The organism is Nitrosopumilus sp. Nsub, from assembly GCF_001541925.1.
Taxonomy (GTDB): domain Archaea; phylum Thermoproteota; class Nitrososphaeria; order Nitrososphaerales; family Nitrosopumilaceae; genus Nitrosopumilus.
The window spans coordinates 24618-40518 of record NZ_LQMW01000012.1 but is presented as its reverse complement, the minus strand read 5'-3'; the positions used below and the strand labels follow the sequence as shown (position 1 = coordinate 40518).

Below are 15901 nucleotides of genomic sequence, written 5' to 3'. Positions count from 1 at the left end.
AATGTTCCTGTAGCACTTGATGTCTTCTCATTTGGACCTGGTATCAATAACGCAATCTACAGAATCCTCTTAGAGGAAACTGATGACAACTCTGCAACCTTTGTAGGTTCAATCGAATATGAAATGTTAAACCAAATCAATATCGATAAACCAGCAACCTACACTGTCCTCTCAACAATCGATCAAAATGTCGATATTATTATCGAACAAGATATGACTGACGAGGATTCTCCAAGAGTCAATTACCTTGACTTGGGAGCAGATGGTGTTAATACACAAATTGCAGATCAAGTAGAAGCTCCAACACACAGTGGTGTAGTTTCATTTGATATGGACAATTACAAGATTGCAGATACTGTTGTTGTAACTTTAGATGATCAAGACATGAACTCAGATTCTGAACTAATCGATGTCTACACAACCCAGGCAACTGGAGATGTAGTTGGTGAAGGTACAACCTTGGCCACCGGTTTAGTTCTCGATATTACATTTGATGACGAAGGATGGGTAGATTACACTGAAGGTAACTGTTCAGCAGCTGCAACAGGTGATGATGGTCTACATGCAACTGGCTTTACATTAGTAGAGACAGGTGTAGAATCTGGTATCTTTACTGGTAGCTTCCAAGTCCCAACCTCTTATTGTAGTCAAGCAACTGATACAGTTGTTACAGTAACTGGTACAGACATTGAAGTTAACTACCAAGATTTCAGAAACTCATCCGGTGAATCTATCCAAGTAGGAGATGGTGCAAGCATTAATGCAAACACCGGTTCTGTTGCTTTTGATAGAACAGTCTACCCAGTACCTTATGGTGCAGATGCCTCTGATACTAGATTTGCAGAGCACACTACTGCAAACTATGCCAGAGCATTAGCCCAAGGTGATGTAGAAGTTCACATTAGAGTCACAGATGCTGATTACAACGTCTCCGCCCAAGGTGAAGACACAATTACAGACTCATCTGTATTAATCAAAATCGAAAGAGGATCTAATTCAACTGAAGTCGCTGAAGTAGGTAAAGATGCTGCCACTAAAATCGTAGAAGTTTCACCAGATTCTGGTGTATTCGAGTATGATCAAACCATTACATACACTGATGGACCAACAAATAATTGTCCATCTGTATTTAATGGTAAATCTGCTGGAAACGGTTGTGTGTTACAAGGTGATATTATCACTGTAACATACACTGATAACTACGATGCATCTGGTAAATCACAAACTGTAACTGACTCTGCAACTTTCGACCTTAGAAACGGTGTATTACAATCCGACAAATCTGTCTACTTAATTGGTTCAGATATGATCTTAACCTTAAATGAGCCAGACTTTGACCTTGATAATGATACAGCAAACTCTGTAACACTTGACTTGATTGAGTGGGACAGTGATGCTGCAACAGTATCTGTTGGTAATCAAAACTCTACCTTTGATCCTGAACCATCTGAGCTCAGAGAAACTGGTGACTCTACTGGAATCTTCCAAGTAGTCCTAGAAATCCCTGCAGCCCTTTCTGGTGAAAATCTAGATAGAGGTGAAATGATCGAATTAGAATACACTGACTGGGGTCCAGCCGGAGCTGACTATGTTGGACAAGATGATGAAGATATTGGTTTAACTATCTATACTTCTAACTTTGGTGCAACAATAGAACTCGATCAAAAAGTATACACATGGACTGACAAAGTCTACATCACAATTGTCGCCCCTGACCATAACATGGACAGCGGTTTAGTTGACGAAATTGGTAACACTAGTAGCGACCCAATAAAGGTCTCAACTAGAGGTAACGAATTAGATCAATACAAACTCGTTGAATCAGGAGCAGACACTGGTATCTTTATCGGTGAGGTAACACTTGCAGGTATGATACACGATGCAGACGGTGACGGTACCAATGATATTACAGATAATGCAACCACCTTGACGACCGGAAACGGTCCAACAGAGGGTAAACTTGCAACAACCGATAACGACGGTCTAACCGTTTCCTTTGAATTCTCAGAGGATGAAACAGTTGTTGGTTCTGCATTAATTAGATGGAATATCGGTGAAGTACAATGGCTCGAGGCCAGCTATCCAGCAAGCGGAACAGGTGTTGTAAGAGTAATTGACGCAGATATGAACTTAAACCCAGAGGCAATCGACAACTTTACAGTTGACGCTTGGTCTGACTCCGATGCCGGAGGTATTGACCTTACTGTAACTGAAACTAATGAGGCAACTGGAATTTTCGAGGGAACAGTATTCTTTACTACTTCCAACGACTCTTCTGGTCATAGACTCAGAGTAGCAGAAGGTGACACAGTCACCGCAGAATATGAGGACAATACACTACCTGATCCATACACCACTGCAGATGAACTCGATATCACAGCCACATCACTAATCGGTACTGTTGTACCACCTCTCGAGAGAGCACCAGCTGCTAACTTGAGAACCGTTGATGCATTCGGTAACAGCTTAAACGCAGTTTCCGTTGACCAACAAGTACAACTAACTGCTGACTTAGCAAATGGTCAAGATAAAGAGCAAGCATTCGCATACTTGGTACAAGTTCAGGACGGTGACGGTGTAACAGTCTCCCTCGCATGGATTACAGGTTCATTATCTAGTGGTCAATCATTCAGCCCTGCATTATCATGGATTCCAACTGAAAGTGGTAGCTACACAGCAACTGCATTCGTTTGGGAATCAGTAGATAATCCAACGGCATTATCACCACCAGTTAGTACAACAATAAGTGTACAGTAAGAATAACTAGTTCTAATTTTCCTTTTTTTCTTTTTTTTGAATACCTCTTAACGAAAGTTATGCACAATTTTTTCAAAAGTAATATCTAGGAGTAGATTGGAAATAAATTAAATTGAATTACTTTGTATTATTTTCCGTTCTTTTGATATTTCTATTAATTCCAATTCAGGATTCTTTCTCAGAGTTAGAAATTTCTACTAACAGTAAAGTCTATTCCCCTGATCACACTCTACAAGTCTATGGAACTGGTTTACCTGAAGAAAATTTAATTTTAAGACTATTTGCACCAGATGAATCTATTACTAAATTTGAACAAATACAAACAAATCCTGACGGAACCTTTAACCATCAATTATTAACTTGGCCTGAGCCTTCACCAACTGTTCCGTATGGAACTTATGTTGTTGAAGTATTAAGTACCGAACAAAATGGTTTCTCCAAGAAAATTGAAATTAAATTTTCATCAACTACAGAATTAATTTCTGTTGCAATAGAAAGACAAATTGATACTGTTGTATTTGCACCTGAAACTGGTGCGATAAATCAATCATTTCGTGTATTCATTCAAACAACTCGTGATGGACTAAATATTGGAAATGATCCTGTTGAACTTCTTGGAAATTCTCAACTCCATTTACCTGATGGCTCATCATTATCATTAAAAGATTATTTTAAGACATTGTATGCTGGAGTCTATTATTTTGATTACACTCCAAGACAAGAAGGTACTCATGTCTTTCAAATTTCTGTTTTTAATGAAGGGGTTTCATCAAAAGGTTTTGCAGCAACTCATGTTCTAAGTCAGAATCTTGGAGGAATCAATAAACAAATTAGTAAACTAAACTCTATTTTAGATGAAACTTCTAATGAACTAAATACTTTAAAATCTGAAATTTCGGGATTTGATGATACTTTATCAACTGCAAGTACAAATATCAATGAAAGTACTGATAATATTTCAACATCTGTAAATTCCATTGAAGAAGCTTCATCACAACTTAATTCCTTATTGTTTCCAATTATTGCATCTATAGGAATTATAGTTGCATTACAAATTACAATTATTGCTAGACGTAGATAGTTTGAATTATGCAAAAATCTGAAATTAAAATAACTATAGTTTTAATTCTTTTTTTACTTTTTTCACCTATTAGTATACATGCACTTCCATTTGATGGACAGAACTCTTTTGATAATTCAGAAAATAAAATAATTACTGATTCTGAAATTATTGATATAAATTCTAATTTTTTTGTTGAAAATAACTTTAAAAGATATCTAATTTTTGGCTCAAATTCATTGCCTGATAATATTTTAAAAAATAATTCAAGGTATGACGTACAGTCTGATCATGGTTTTTTTTCTGTTTCTTTACTTTCAGAAACAACTGCATCTAATTTAATCTCTCAAGGATACTATGTAATTGAAGATTCTAAATTAGATTTTCATCAGTCTGAACAAATCATACCTGATGTCTCACGAATAGGTGAAATTACTGGTTCAACTATTGCAAAACAAAAATACAATTCAACTGGAAATGATGTTGTTGTTGCAATTGTAGATACTGGTGTTGATTTCTCAAATCCTGATATTCAACATTCACTTGCACGAGATAAATTTAATCGCCCTATTATGTTGGATCCTGATGGCCAAGGAATTATTTTAACAAATGCAACTTTTGCAGCAAACATTAGTCAATACGATACAATTCGAAATTTTACAAAACCAATTTTAGAAAACGTGACTTCTTCAATCTATCATACAAGAGATGGTGTTTTTCTTGATGTGTCTCAAGGTGGAAAAGAAACAATTATCCAAGTTTACAATTCATTTTTTCCTCAATTTGGTTCTTCAGTAATTTTTAATGGAACATTATCCAATGATATGAAAATTGGCCACAGTGTTACAGATTTTATCAAATCCCAAAGTGGGATATATCATCTTGGTGTGATGTATCAAGGTGGATTGTTTGGTAAAATTCAAGTCGTTCCAGTTTTAGTTGTTGATTCAATTTCTTCTGGCGTCTATGACACTATTATTCCTGATTTGAGTACTTCTTGGCAAGATTATACTAGAGATAATTCTGATTCAAATGAAAAATCTAATTACGATTTTGATTTTACTGATGAAACTCCTATTGTTTTGGGTAGTGGAGATGAGTTTTTACTATATGATCATGATGATGATGGAAAAAATGATTATAGTGCAGGAACAATAGGTGCAAATGTTTTAGATGTTTATGGTGTAATAAGAAATAATTCTACAATCATTGATGATTCTCTTAATGCAATAAATGGTACATTACTTCCGCCGATAGATCCTGATGGAAATTTCTTTGGTGTGATGACTGATTTTATGGGACATGGAACTGCTAGTGCTGCATCTATTACTTCACGAGGTCATGAAACTTATGATATTTACAATGATACAAAAAAATATTCTATAATTGGTGTAGCTCCTGATGCAAAAATTTTACCAGTAAAAGCATTATGGTTTGGTGATACTGTTTATGGATGGTTATGGTTATCTGGATTTACAAATAATGAATCCACTTGGGAATTTTCAGGAAAACCCAGAGCAGATATTATATCAAATAGTTGGGGAATTTCAAATTTTCCGAATTCAAAACATGCTCCAGGTATGGATATCTTGTCTTTGATTCTTAGTGTTCTTTCTACGCCTCATTCTTTACATGATGATTATCCAGGCGTGACAATAATTTCTAGTGCGGGGAATTCTGGTCATGGCTATGGAACTATTGGATTGCCAAATTCTTCTCCATTTGGAATTTCAGTTGGTGCCACTACAAATAATGTATTTGTTGGATATGGACCATTTAAGGATCAACCGCGATTTGGAAATAATACTATACATCATAACCACATAGTTGATTTTTCAAGTAGAGGGCCTAGTTTAATTGGTGATCCTAAACCTGATCTTATGAGTATTGGTGCTCACGGATTTGTTCCTTCAAATATTTTAAAAGATTCTAAAGATGAACCTTTTTCATTATTTGGTGGAACAAGTATGGCTGCACCACTTGTTTCAGGAAGTGCTGCAATTTTGATGGAAGAAATGAAAAAACAATATCAAGATTATGATTCATTTACAATAAAAAATATTTTGATGTCGACTGCAACTGATCTAAAAAATGATCCTTTTACTCAGGGATCTGGATTAACAAACATTGAATCTGCTTTAGATTATGTTCATGGTAGTAATGGAGTTTTTATTGTTTATAATAACGCCTCTTATGAAAATATTAAAAAAATTCTTGAACCTTCAATTGTAAATATTAATTCAACAAAAATTGGATTAGAAAAATTTCAATTTTCATCAAAATCATTTCCTATGACGAGTTGGTTTGCAGGTCAATTAATTCCTGGTGAGAGAACAATGACAACTTTTACAATAAACAATCCTACAAATAATACACTAACAATAAATTTAGAATCCAAAAATATTTCATTGTTAAAAAATTCTAGTTTTGATGGTCAAACAATCCCTAGACAACAAGATTCTATTTTAAATAAAACTGGGGTTTACTCTACAAATTATGTAAAATTATCAGATGTTCAGGACAATGATAGATTAGGGGATTTTTTTGATTCTCAAAATCCAATACCTGATGATTCCTCACTAATGATATTAAATCTCAATTTCCCTTTTGATCAATTTATGAATTCAACTGCTGACACATATGCTGATGATCTAAAAATTTCTTCATTATACCTGTATGATTGGATTGATAAAAATAACAATACTGAAATAACTTCTGATGAATTATCTATGGTTAATAGAGCTGGTTCATGGGGAACAGTTCAGGAATTACGTGTTTCAGAACCCAAAGAAAAATTCCAAGGAGAGCCTCTAGTTGGAGTTTATCCTGTTCCGTCTCGTTATTCTTATTGGTTGGGTGATACAAATCAAAATTCAACATCAATGGACTATACTTTATCTGCAAGTTATTACAAAAATGATAAGTGGTCTGTACTGTGGCCTGATTCTAAAGTAATTGACGTTCCTCCAAATGATTCTGTAACTGTGGATGTAACGCTAATTGTTCCAGAGAATTATCAAACTGGTGTTTATCAGGGATTTTTAAATTTTAAAAGTAGTGAACATTCTGTTAATGCACCTGTATCATTTGTTGTAAAAGAATCTGTAACCGAAAAAGATTCTGTTATTTTTGTTGAAGGAATTTTAACTGATGATGTAATTTATGGAAATGGATTTACAAAAGGTGCATTTGATATGTCTAATCGATATATGGCTGGCGATTGGAGACAATATTATTTTGATATTCAAAATGATTTGATTGATACTGCAATCATTGAACTTTCATGGAAATCAGATGACACTAATTTTGGAGTATTTGTAATGGATCCATCTGGAAAAATTATTCAAACAAATGTTCCTTCTGGAGTTTTTGGTCATTTTCTTGGATGGCCTTCACTTGATTGGTTAGGAAATTCTCTCTTTAGTCAGGGTGGTGGATTTTATCCTGTAAAAAATAAAGATAATACATCAACAATACTAAATGTTCCAATTAATCAAACTGGTACCTATACACTACTAACACATTCAACATTATTTGGAGGAAATTCAACTACTGAATCAATTACACTAAAAACAAAATTTACAAATCTGTCATCTGACATCATTTCTAACTCTGAAATTATTCTTCCATCAGAATCAATTGTTATCGATTCAGATAATTCAACAAAATTCACCGAACTTGATAATCCTCCTATAGTAATTTCTGAAAATGAATTATTATTCCAAACTACTGATAATTCTGATTTTGAAATTGGATTAATTATTGGAATTGTTGTAGGTACAGCGATCGGAATCTCTATGATATTCATAATTAGACAAAAAAACACCTAAAATTCAAACAAGGTTTATATCCATTTTGTCGAGTATTCTAGCTGAATGTCAGAGGCTGAGACTAAAAAATCTGAGGGTCTGTCCCGTAGAGATTTTCTAAGATTAATGGGTGCTGCAGGCACAGGTTTGGCTTTTGCACCGTTTATTCCATTTGGAGACTATATGCCAAATCCAAACCAAGCATCTTTGGAAAAAGTTCCTGTAATTTTACCTGATGGCTCACATGCAAATTTGAATTCTTATCAAATTAATCATGCTGAAGTAATTACTTATCCTGCAACTGGAGATGCAGCACTTGATGCAGAAGCATTTCGTAAATGGCAATTTATCAGATTACCTGAAGAATTAGGTGGCGGAAAAAGTGACGCAACTAGTATCCGTGCATACAGTATGATTTGTCTTCATCTTTGGTGTTTGTGGAAGTATTGGCCTGATGATGGAAGAAAGAGAGGTGAGTGTCCATGTCATGGAAGTATGTATGATCCACTAACTGGAACAGCATTTGTTGGCCCTGCATCATTACAAGCAGCTCCATCAGATACTTTACCTGAATTGACTTTGGAAGTAGATTCAGACGGGTTTGTTTACATTTTACCACCTAAATTTGATGCAAATAGTAATGGAGTAATTGGATATGGCCGTTTCACTTAGTAGACATACGGGTATAGTAGCCCTACTTTATTGGATTTGGGATGGAGTAGATAGAACTATTTTTACAGCTATAAAATTTTCTTTCCCTGCAAGATTTGTAAGTCCATTTGGATTTTTAGGAATGTTAACATTTACTGTATTTATTATTCTTGGAGTTTCCGGAGCTCTGTTGATGTTTTACTATCAACCAATTTTAGATAGAGCATGGGATAGTGTTGAATTCATTAATGATGAAGTACCATTTGGTTTTCATATTAGAAACATTCACTATCATGGTTCTAACGCTATGGTCTTACTTGCTGTTTTACACATGTATTATCAATACTTTAGTGGAAGATACAAAATTAGAAATGAAGTCTTATGGATGACTGGTGTAATTTTAGGAGTTGTTACTATTCTTGAAGCATTTACTGGTTATGATGTAATATTTAGTGAAAGAGCAGAACTTGCAATCAGTATTGCTGCGTCGCTGACAACTTCTATCCCTGTAGTTGGCCCTACAATTCGAGATGCGGCGCTGGGTAGTGGATTTTCAGATTTCGTTTTAAGATTTTATGCACAACACGTGTTCTTGCTACCTATTGTAATGCTGGGATTAATGGCAGTACACTTCCCAAGATTCCTTGTATTTGATGTTCCAATGGTTATGGCAATTGGTGGGGCAATTTTGATTACTGGTGGTGTTTTCCCAATTGATTTAGGATTCAAATTTGAACCTACAGTGCCTCCAGGCGTTACAGTTCCTGAGTGGTACCTTACTGGAATTTATGCTTTTATGAGAACTCAATATGATAAGTTTGTTACAGGTCTGTTGTGGCCATTAGTGTTTATCATAGCGCTGGTATTGATTCCATTCCTTGATAGATACAAGAAATTTTCATGGAGAGATAGACCAATGGTTACTGCATTTGGTATTACCAGTCTTGCACAGATTATGGTAACAACCTATTGGGGATTCTATATTTCTCCAGACGTATCAATTCCATTAGTAGAACGTTTAGTAATTGATCCAATATTCTTCTACGGAACAATGCTATTGCTAGTCCCACTAGGATTTGGATTCACATACATGATGATTAAACTTGCAAATGAAGCTGAAAGAAAATCAAAGCTTGCAAAAAGTGCTGGTCCACAAAAAGTTGCAACCATCAATCTTTCAGATAAGTGGATTAATTGGTTACTAGTTGCACTGTTAGCATTCCAAGTATTCCTCAACATTGCAGCTTACAATGCGGCATTAACAGGAATGAAGAATGTTTCATTGTTCTTAATTGGAATAATTTTGTTGGTATTTGCAGCATTCTTCCATATCTACAGATATGCTATTGCCCAACAAAAGAATGCACCTCCACCAGCACCTGTTAAAATTGAAGAGGACCTACCAGAATTATCTGAATCTGAAACAACTCCAGAAGTTACAGGTGATTCAACTGGTGAACCATCTGAACTTCCAGATGATGCTTCAGAAAAAAAACCTCAAGAGTTTGCACCAACAGTTCCAACACCCACAACAAAAGCTGATTTGAATACTGACTCAACTAGTGATCCTAATTTGGGTTCTCAAGATCTAACAAAACCTTGAATGTACAAATTCTAACCAAGCTTTATAAGAACTTGGAAAATCTACAAAAATTATGAGTACTTCTACATCAAGTCATGCATATGGCATTGGTGTAGTTGCATTAATTATTGGAATGGGAGCTGTACTTGTATTTTATACATCTTTTTGGCTTCCAGAATCTTTAGAAAAACCTTCTGTTGATATACATATTTTGGAACCAACTGAAAGTTTCATAATCAGTATCGCTCAAGGTGCAGCTACTGAAGGAAACCCTAGTTATGTTCCAAACAGTCCAACAATTACTTTGACAATAGATAACCATGTAATTTGGATGAATGATGATGATACTCCACATACTGTAACTGCAGATCATAGACATATGGATGCATACAGTGGTGAATTTAATTCCCCTGGAGTTGTAATGCCAGGAGAATCTTATGAATTTATTTTCACTGAACCACAAGAACTACACTACCACTGTGAACCACATCCTTGGATGATTGGTTCCTTAAAGGTTGAAAAGAGTAGATTCTAGTTAGAATATTTAGCAAAAATTATTTTACTTTCAATTTCTTTGTGTTGTTCTATTATTGATACTCTAAATTTTACCTCATATTCTTGTGTTGGCTCAAATTCAATTACTGCTGAAAATTCTGCTTTATTTTCAGGCATTGTATCCTTGTTGATAAATAATCTTGATACGTGCTGTGATATCTTTTTTTGATTATATGATTTGTAAATGATATGTTCATTTGAGTCCAAAATTGTTGTATTGACTACTACTCCATCATACCGTCCTGGATATGAAACATCAATTGTACCCACAATCTCTGAATTTTGATGTATATCAGTTGAATTTAGTTTGAATTCTAAATCTCCCATACAGAATTTTGTTTAATTCTGAATAAATAATTTGTTAAGTGGGCCCAAAGGGCTTCGATCCCTTGACCATTGGATTAGAAGTCCAACACTCTATCCATGCTGAGCTATAGGCCCAGAAACCTACCAATTAATTGACATTTTAAGGGTTTACAGCCATTTTTTTTCATAATTTTCTCTTTCCATTTTAAACAAAAATTGCTGAGCAAATCCACAATATGGTCCAAAATAATCTACAATTTTTTCATGAAGTATTTCATATTGTTTTTCTGTAATTGTTTTTGTTTCAATTTGAAATTCTTTTGAATAATATTTTTCTAAAATTTTGATCATCCACGTATCTAATGGAAACGCATCCAATTTATTTAAAGAAAATAACATTATACAATCTGCTACTTTATTTCCTACTCCAGGAATTAATCGAAGATTTCTTTTTGTTTCATCATAATTGCTATTTTTCAAATACTCAAAGTTTATTTTTTTTTCAGTCACCATTTTTGCTGCCTCTTTGATAAATGGGGCCCTATATCCTACTCCGCAAGTTTTAATTTCACTAATTGATGCCTTTGCAATTTTTTCAGGTTTTGGAAATAAAAAAAATTCTTGATCTTCAATTACCACTTTTTTACCAAATTTTCTTGAAATTTTTTCTAAACTGCTTTTAATTTTTTGAATGTTGGAATTTGATGAAATAATAAAAGAAATCATACATTGAAAGGGATCTTGATTGAATATTCTCAATCCTTCATATTTTTTTACAGCTTTTTTGATTGTTTTATCTCTTGAAACTGATTTAATTATTTTTTCAATATCGTCATTTTTTCTCAAAAAACTTGTTTTCATATTTTGCATTGATTGTATCTTGCCCTTTTGATTAATTTTTAAAATATTTTGACCATCTATTCCATACCAATAATTTTTACTTTTTTGCCAAAGAAAAACTTGACCACTATTTATTGAATTATCTATATCTATAGTGAATTTATTTCTCATCTTAAATTGTTATTTTGTCATTAACTGTTGGAGCATATGCATCCAAACCAAATTGCTCATGAATTTCTTGAGCAAATGTCTGACAAGACTCAGAATCCCCGTGAACTGCCCATACTTTGGGATTTCCTTTAATTGTTTTTATCATATCAAATAATTCATTTCTGTCTGCATGTCCAGAAAATTGGAATTGTTTTACTTCTGCTTGAACATTAAGATCACTTCCTCTAGTTGATACTTTTCCTGTATCTAGTAATTTTTTTCCAGGTGTACCTTCGCCTTGATATGATACTAGTGCAATTCCATTCTTACTATCAAATGATAATTGCTGCAAGTAGTATACAGCATTTCCTCCAACTAGCATTCCAGCTGGTGAAATTACAACACATGGTTCTCCCATTGCACGTTTTCTTTCTGCATGTTCATAAATTGCAGTTGAACTTTTAATTGCTTCAGAAAATATTTTTGGATCCCTAAGATATTCTGGATGTTTAAACATTATTTCATTTACTTTTAATGCCATTCCGTCCATGATAATTTTATGTTTAAAATTTGCACTTCGTAAAATACATGCCATCTCTTGAGAACGTTCAACTGAAAATGACGGAATGAATAATATTCCTTTTCTGTCCATAACTTCATTTGCAAATTCAATTAATTGTTGTTCTGATGTCTTTCTAGGTATTTGTTCAGTTTTTGCATATGTACTTTCTGTTATTAGTAAATCTATTTCTCCAATATCTGTGTCCATTTCTCGTAACATTCTTGAGCCATTTGTTTTGATATCTCCTGTATAGAATAATTTCTTTTTTTCTGATTCCACTAAAACTGTACTTCCACCTATAACATGACCTGACTCTCTAAATTCAAATGTTGCATTGCCTTTTGTCACTTTTTGTTTAAATCCAATTTCTTTAGCATTTTTCATCATATTGTTTAATTCAGGCAAGTCAAATGGATGTGAATTTTTTTCAATTTTTAGCATATCATTAATCAATAATTTTGAAAGGTCAAATGTCGGTGGAGTTGCATAAACATCTGTATTTCCACTTACAAACAATGATGGAACATTTCCTGAATGATCTAAATGAGCATGAGTAATCAAAATTGCATCCAAATCTTTGGGTTTTACATGTAATGGGTATTGTGGTGGTGAACCTCTTTTTCCAAACATTACGCCATAATCTAATAATAATTTAGTACCATTACAATCAACTAAAAATCCTGATCTTCCCACTTCATTTGCAGCACCTAATACTTGTACTTCCAAGACTTTGATGCGTTTTTCTCGTCCTTAAAACCTTTTTAGATTTTAAGCGATCATTATACCTAATATGGAATCGACAAAAGCTTTAATTAGTGACAGCTAAGAATGGATCCTCATGGGAAGAACCTATGATGAGTGGATAGCTCAACAAGACCAAGCTGTCGTAGCAAAAACTCGTGCAGGCGATGAAGGAAATAAAGTACTTCTAAACCAGATCAACTGGATTTGGGTTAACAATCTTATGAACAAGAAAGCAGACCTTAATCCATCATCAGCAGAATTACTCGATTGGGTAACATCTGGTCAAATTGATGCAATGAGAAAATAAACGTGAAATTCACGTTAACTTTTTGTTTTTTAAATTTTTTAATTCTAGATTCTGCGCATTAATTTTTTGTCGATCATTTTCATAACAGGGTTATGATATTCAATCATGGTTTAAATAGTCATATTGGTCATTTGTTTTTGTAATGCCAATAGCAATACTTCCAGACATTGATGAACAAAGATGTATCGGATGTGCACTATGTGTAGAAATCTGTACAACTCTTGGTCCTGATGTCCTTAGGGTAAAACCTGTTGAAGGCTGGAAGAGAGGTAAAGCATTTGTTTTCTACCCAGAAAGATGTATTTCTGATGGTGCATGCATCGGTGTATGCCCAACAAAATCAATCTTTTGGATGAGACCAATGAATTACACTGCTGGACAACCAGTACCTCTTCACAAAAACGGTATCTTCATCAAAGGTTGGGCAGAAGACGCAGCACTTTAAGTGTAAATCTTTTAGCACATTCTTTTTTCTTATTTTTAATTAACCTAAAGATTTTTTCTTGATATTCTTTGATAATGTTTTAACAAAATATTTTAAGAATTCATCATTCTTGTCATATTTAATTTCTGAAAAATTATTTTTCTTAAAGAACTCTGTCCAAGTTTTTTCAAATTCTGTAAATTCTTCTGGATTATAATTAATTCTAGATGCTTCATGATGTGCTGCAGGAAAAATATCTGAAATTTCAATTGGGATTAATCCTAAGTGAGGACTATATTGACATACTTGAAATGAATCAAAGTCTTTAATCTTCTTTTTTAGTGACAAGTATTGTTGGGATAGATATCCTGGTTTAGTACTGGATTCTTTAGTAATCAATAATTTCTTTTTCTTTGATTTGAATTTTCTAACAATATTGTGAAATGACTGTATTTCTGGACGAAACTGATCATCTTTATCATAAAGAAAAATTGCTCTTTCTTTGAATTTTGGGGTTCCTAGTCCTAAGAATTCATAATTTTCAGTCATCACATCTATCATTTCAAATAATTTTGGATGGGCCCTTGCTTTCTTAATTACATATTCCCATAGTCTTCCTTCATGAATTGCTTGTTTTACTTTATCAACTTCTAGTTTAATTGCATACAAATTATGAATTGCCAATTCATTAATCTTTGATGTTTCTTCTAGTTGACGTAATTCCTCAGGAGTATACTTGCTACATATTTCACAATTACAAGGAAAAATTTCAATATCTGATAAATATCGTGTTCCATCTTCTGTGATGTATCTTGATTGTTTGGCATACAACATGTATGAAGCCGAGTCAAATGAATCACATCCTAAAGCAACGGCAAATGGAATTGTAAGCGGATGACCTGCTCCAAAAAGATGTAATGGAACTGATTCTGGCATTTGTTTTTTTGCAGATACAATCATCTGTGCTAATAATCTATATTCATAAGACTCCATAAATTCAACTGGGCTTCCCAATGCTAACATTTTGAAACCCATATTGATTAATCCTTTAGTTGATTTTGATACTAGATCAAAATGTTCTCCACCTTGAATTGGGCCAATCCAAATTTGCCCATTATCTTTGCTATCCTCTAGTGTTTGTTTACAAACTTTCAAAGTATGTTTTACATATGATTCAGCTTTTTTAATTGGTAATCCGTATCCTGTTGGCTTATCTAATGGAATTGCAAAATCTGTCAATATTCCTGTTTCAAAATTTGCCATGTCTGGTGGTAGAACTTCCAAGTCTCCATATTCTAGTACTTGATATCCGCCAGAATCTGTCATAATTGATTTGTCATAATCAATTATTTTGTGAATTCCTTTTTCTACTGCTTCATTCCCATAATGATTTTTTGTAATGTATGCATTTGTAATAACAACATCAAATCCAATTTCTTTAATTTTTTTTGAAGGAATTGTTTGTTTTACTGGATGAATTACAGGAACAAATGCAGGAGTGTTAATTTTACCATGATTTGTAAACATGATTCCTATTCTTCCAGCTAGATCTGTTTTAGAAATTTGAAACAAGTGATATGAGAAAATTAAAGGCGTTATTTATTCAGTGAGTAAAAAATTTTTCTAAATCGTTATTTTTTGTTACTAAATTCAACCAATCTACTTGATCATTATTTCCTTTTTTAGAAATGACTTGTAGTACTTTTTCAACTACTTGTTCTATGTTTTTTTCACTTACATCAACTTGAAATGCTTTTTCTTCAAATTTTTCCATTGTATCATGAGTAATGACGCCTAAAATTTCACTACCAACATTTTCTTTAATTTTATTTTCTGAATAATTTCTTTCTTTGTAAACTGTTTCTAAATGATATGGATTTCTTCTTAATATGATCATTATCGTGACTTGATTTTTTTCTAATACGTATGGTGCCAAATGACCTACAACAATTTTTTCATCTAATTCAATTTCTTTGATAATCTTGGCAAGTTTTTGAGTATCCACGTCATTTGTATCCTCTTGTTTTTCAATTATGCCTGAATCTTTTGCAAGAATATTGATATCAATTATTGAAAAATTCATTTTTTGAGAAATTTTTTTTGCTATCGTATGTTTACCAACGCCTGGATTTCCAGTAATTACTATTGACATAA

The 15901-nt window shown here is 33.4% G+C and carries 12 protein-coding genes, 1 tRNA gene and 1 pseudogene; 8 read left to right on the top strand and 6 right to left on the bottom strand.

Going from position 1 to position 15901, the window contains the following annotated elements:
* The 6 genes and pseudogenes from AW732_RS02715 to AW732_RS02690 all read left to right on the top strand — a co-directional run.
* Nucleotides 1–2757: pseudogene (locus tag AW732_RS02715) on the top strand (hypothetical protein); the annotation flags it as partial.
* 142 nt (nucleotides 2758–2899) lie between these two features.
* The gene (locus tag AW732_RS02710; RefSeq protein WP_067958157.1) at nucleotides 2900–3838 is read left to right on the top strand and encodes a hypothetical protein; all 939 of its coding nucleotides are present in this window, start codon (nucleotides 2900–2902) and stop codon (nucleotides 3836–3838) included.
* An 8-nt stretch (nucleotides 3839–3846) separates the two neighbouring features.
* Complete coding sequence (locus tag AW732_RS02705; protein WP_067958154.1) at nucleotides 3847–7647, top strand: S8 family serine peptidase; 3801 nt, start codon at nucleotides 3847–3849, stop codon at nucleotides 7645–7647.
* 45 nt (nucleotides 7648–7692) lie between these two features.
* Nucleotides 7693–8298, top strand: coding sequence for a Rieske 2Fe-2S domain-containing protein (locus AW732_RS02700; protein WP_067958153.1), 606 nt, complete (start codon nucleotides 7693–7695; stop codon nucleotides 8296–8298).
* A complete protein-coding gene (locus tag AW732_RS02695; protein WP_067958150.1) occupies nucleotides 8282–9880 on the top strand; it encodes a cytochrome b N-terminal domain-containing protein in 1599 nt (532 codons plus the stop codon). Before AW732_RS02700 ends, AW732_RS02695 begins: the two co-directional genes overlap by 17 nt.
* A 52-nt stretch (nucleotides 9881–9932) precedes the next feature.
* Nucleotides 9933–10394: a plastocyanin/azurin family copper-binding protein gene (locus AW732_RS02690; RefSeq protein WP_067958148.1), complete on the top strand. Its 462-nt coding sequence runs from the start codon at nucleotides 9933–9935 to the stop codon at nucleotides 10392–10394.
* Here the strand turns inward: AW732_RS02690 and AW732_RS02685 are convergent.
* From AW732_RS02685 to AW732_RS02670, 4 genes are all read right to left on the bottom strand, one after another.
* A complete protein-coding gene (locus tag AW732_RS02685; RefSeq protein ID WP_067958146.1) occupies nucleotides 10391–10741 on the bottom strand; it encodes a hypothetical protein in 351 nt (116 codons plus the stop codon). The genes AW732_RS02690 and AW732_RS02685 overlap by 4 nt on opposite strands.
* Nucleotides 10742–10780: 39 nt before the next feature.
* Nucleotides 10781–10855, bottom strand: a tRNA-Arg gene (locus AW732_RS02680).
* A 33-nt stretch (nucleotides 10856–10888) separates the two neighbouring features.
* Nucleotides 10889–11731 (bottom strand): DNA glycosylase, encoded by an 843-nt coding sequence (locus tag AW732_RS02675; RefSeq protein WP_067958143.1) that lies wholly within the window; start codon nucleotides 11729–11731, stop codon nucleotides 10889–10891.
* Nucleotide 11732: 1 nt separating this feature from the next.
* On the bottom strand, nucleotides 11733–12998 hold the full coding sequence (locus AW732_RS02670) for an MBL fold metallo-hydrolase (protein ID WP_067958141.1): 1266 nt from the start codon (nucleotides 12996–12998) through the stop codon (nucleotides 11733–11735).
* A 112-nt stretch (nucleotides 12999–13110) separates the two neighbouring features.
* Here AW732_RS02670 and AW732_RS02665 point away from each other — a divergent pair, with 112 nt between their 5' ends.
* Nucleotides 13111–13323, top strand: coding sequence for a hypothetical protein (locus AW732_RS02665; RefSeq protein ID WP_067958139.1), 213 nt, complete (start codon nucleotides 13111–13113; stop codon nucleotides 13321–13323).
* 142 nt (nucleotides 13324–13465) lie between these two features.
* On the top strand, nucleotides 13466–13768 hold the full coding sequence (locus AW732_RS02660; protein WP_007403030.1) for a 4Fe-4S binding protein: 303 nt from the start codon (nucleotides 13466–13468) through the stop codon (nucleotides 13766–13768).
* 39 nt (nucleotides 13769–13807) lie between these two features.
* On the opposite strand, the gene tgtA is transcribed toward AW732_RS02660, so the two are convergent.
* Entirely contained in the window at nucleotides 13808–15319 is a 1512-nt protein-coding gene (gene tgtA, locus AW732_RS02655) for a tRNA guanosine(15) transglycosylase TgtA (protein ID WP_067958138.1), read from the bottom strand.
* A gap of 31 nt (nucleotides 15320–15350) precedes the next feature.
* Nucleotides 15351–15899 carry an AAA family ATPase gene (locus AW732_RS02650; protein WP_067958137.1) on the bottom strand — a complete coding sequence of 183 codons (549 nt, stop codon included), beginning with the start codon at nucleotides 15897–15899 and terminating at the stop codon, nucleotides 15351–15353.
* Nucleotides 15900–15901 lie beyond the last annotated feature (2 nt).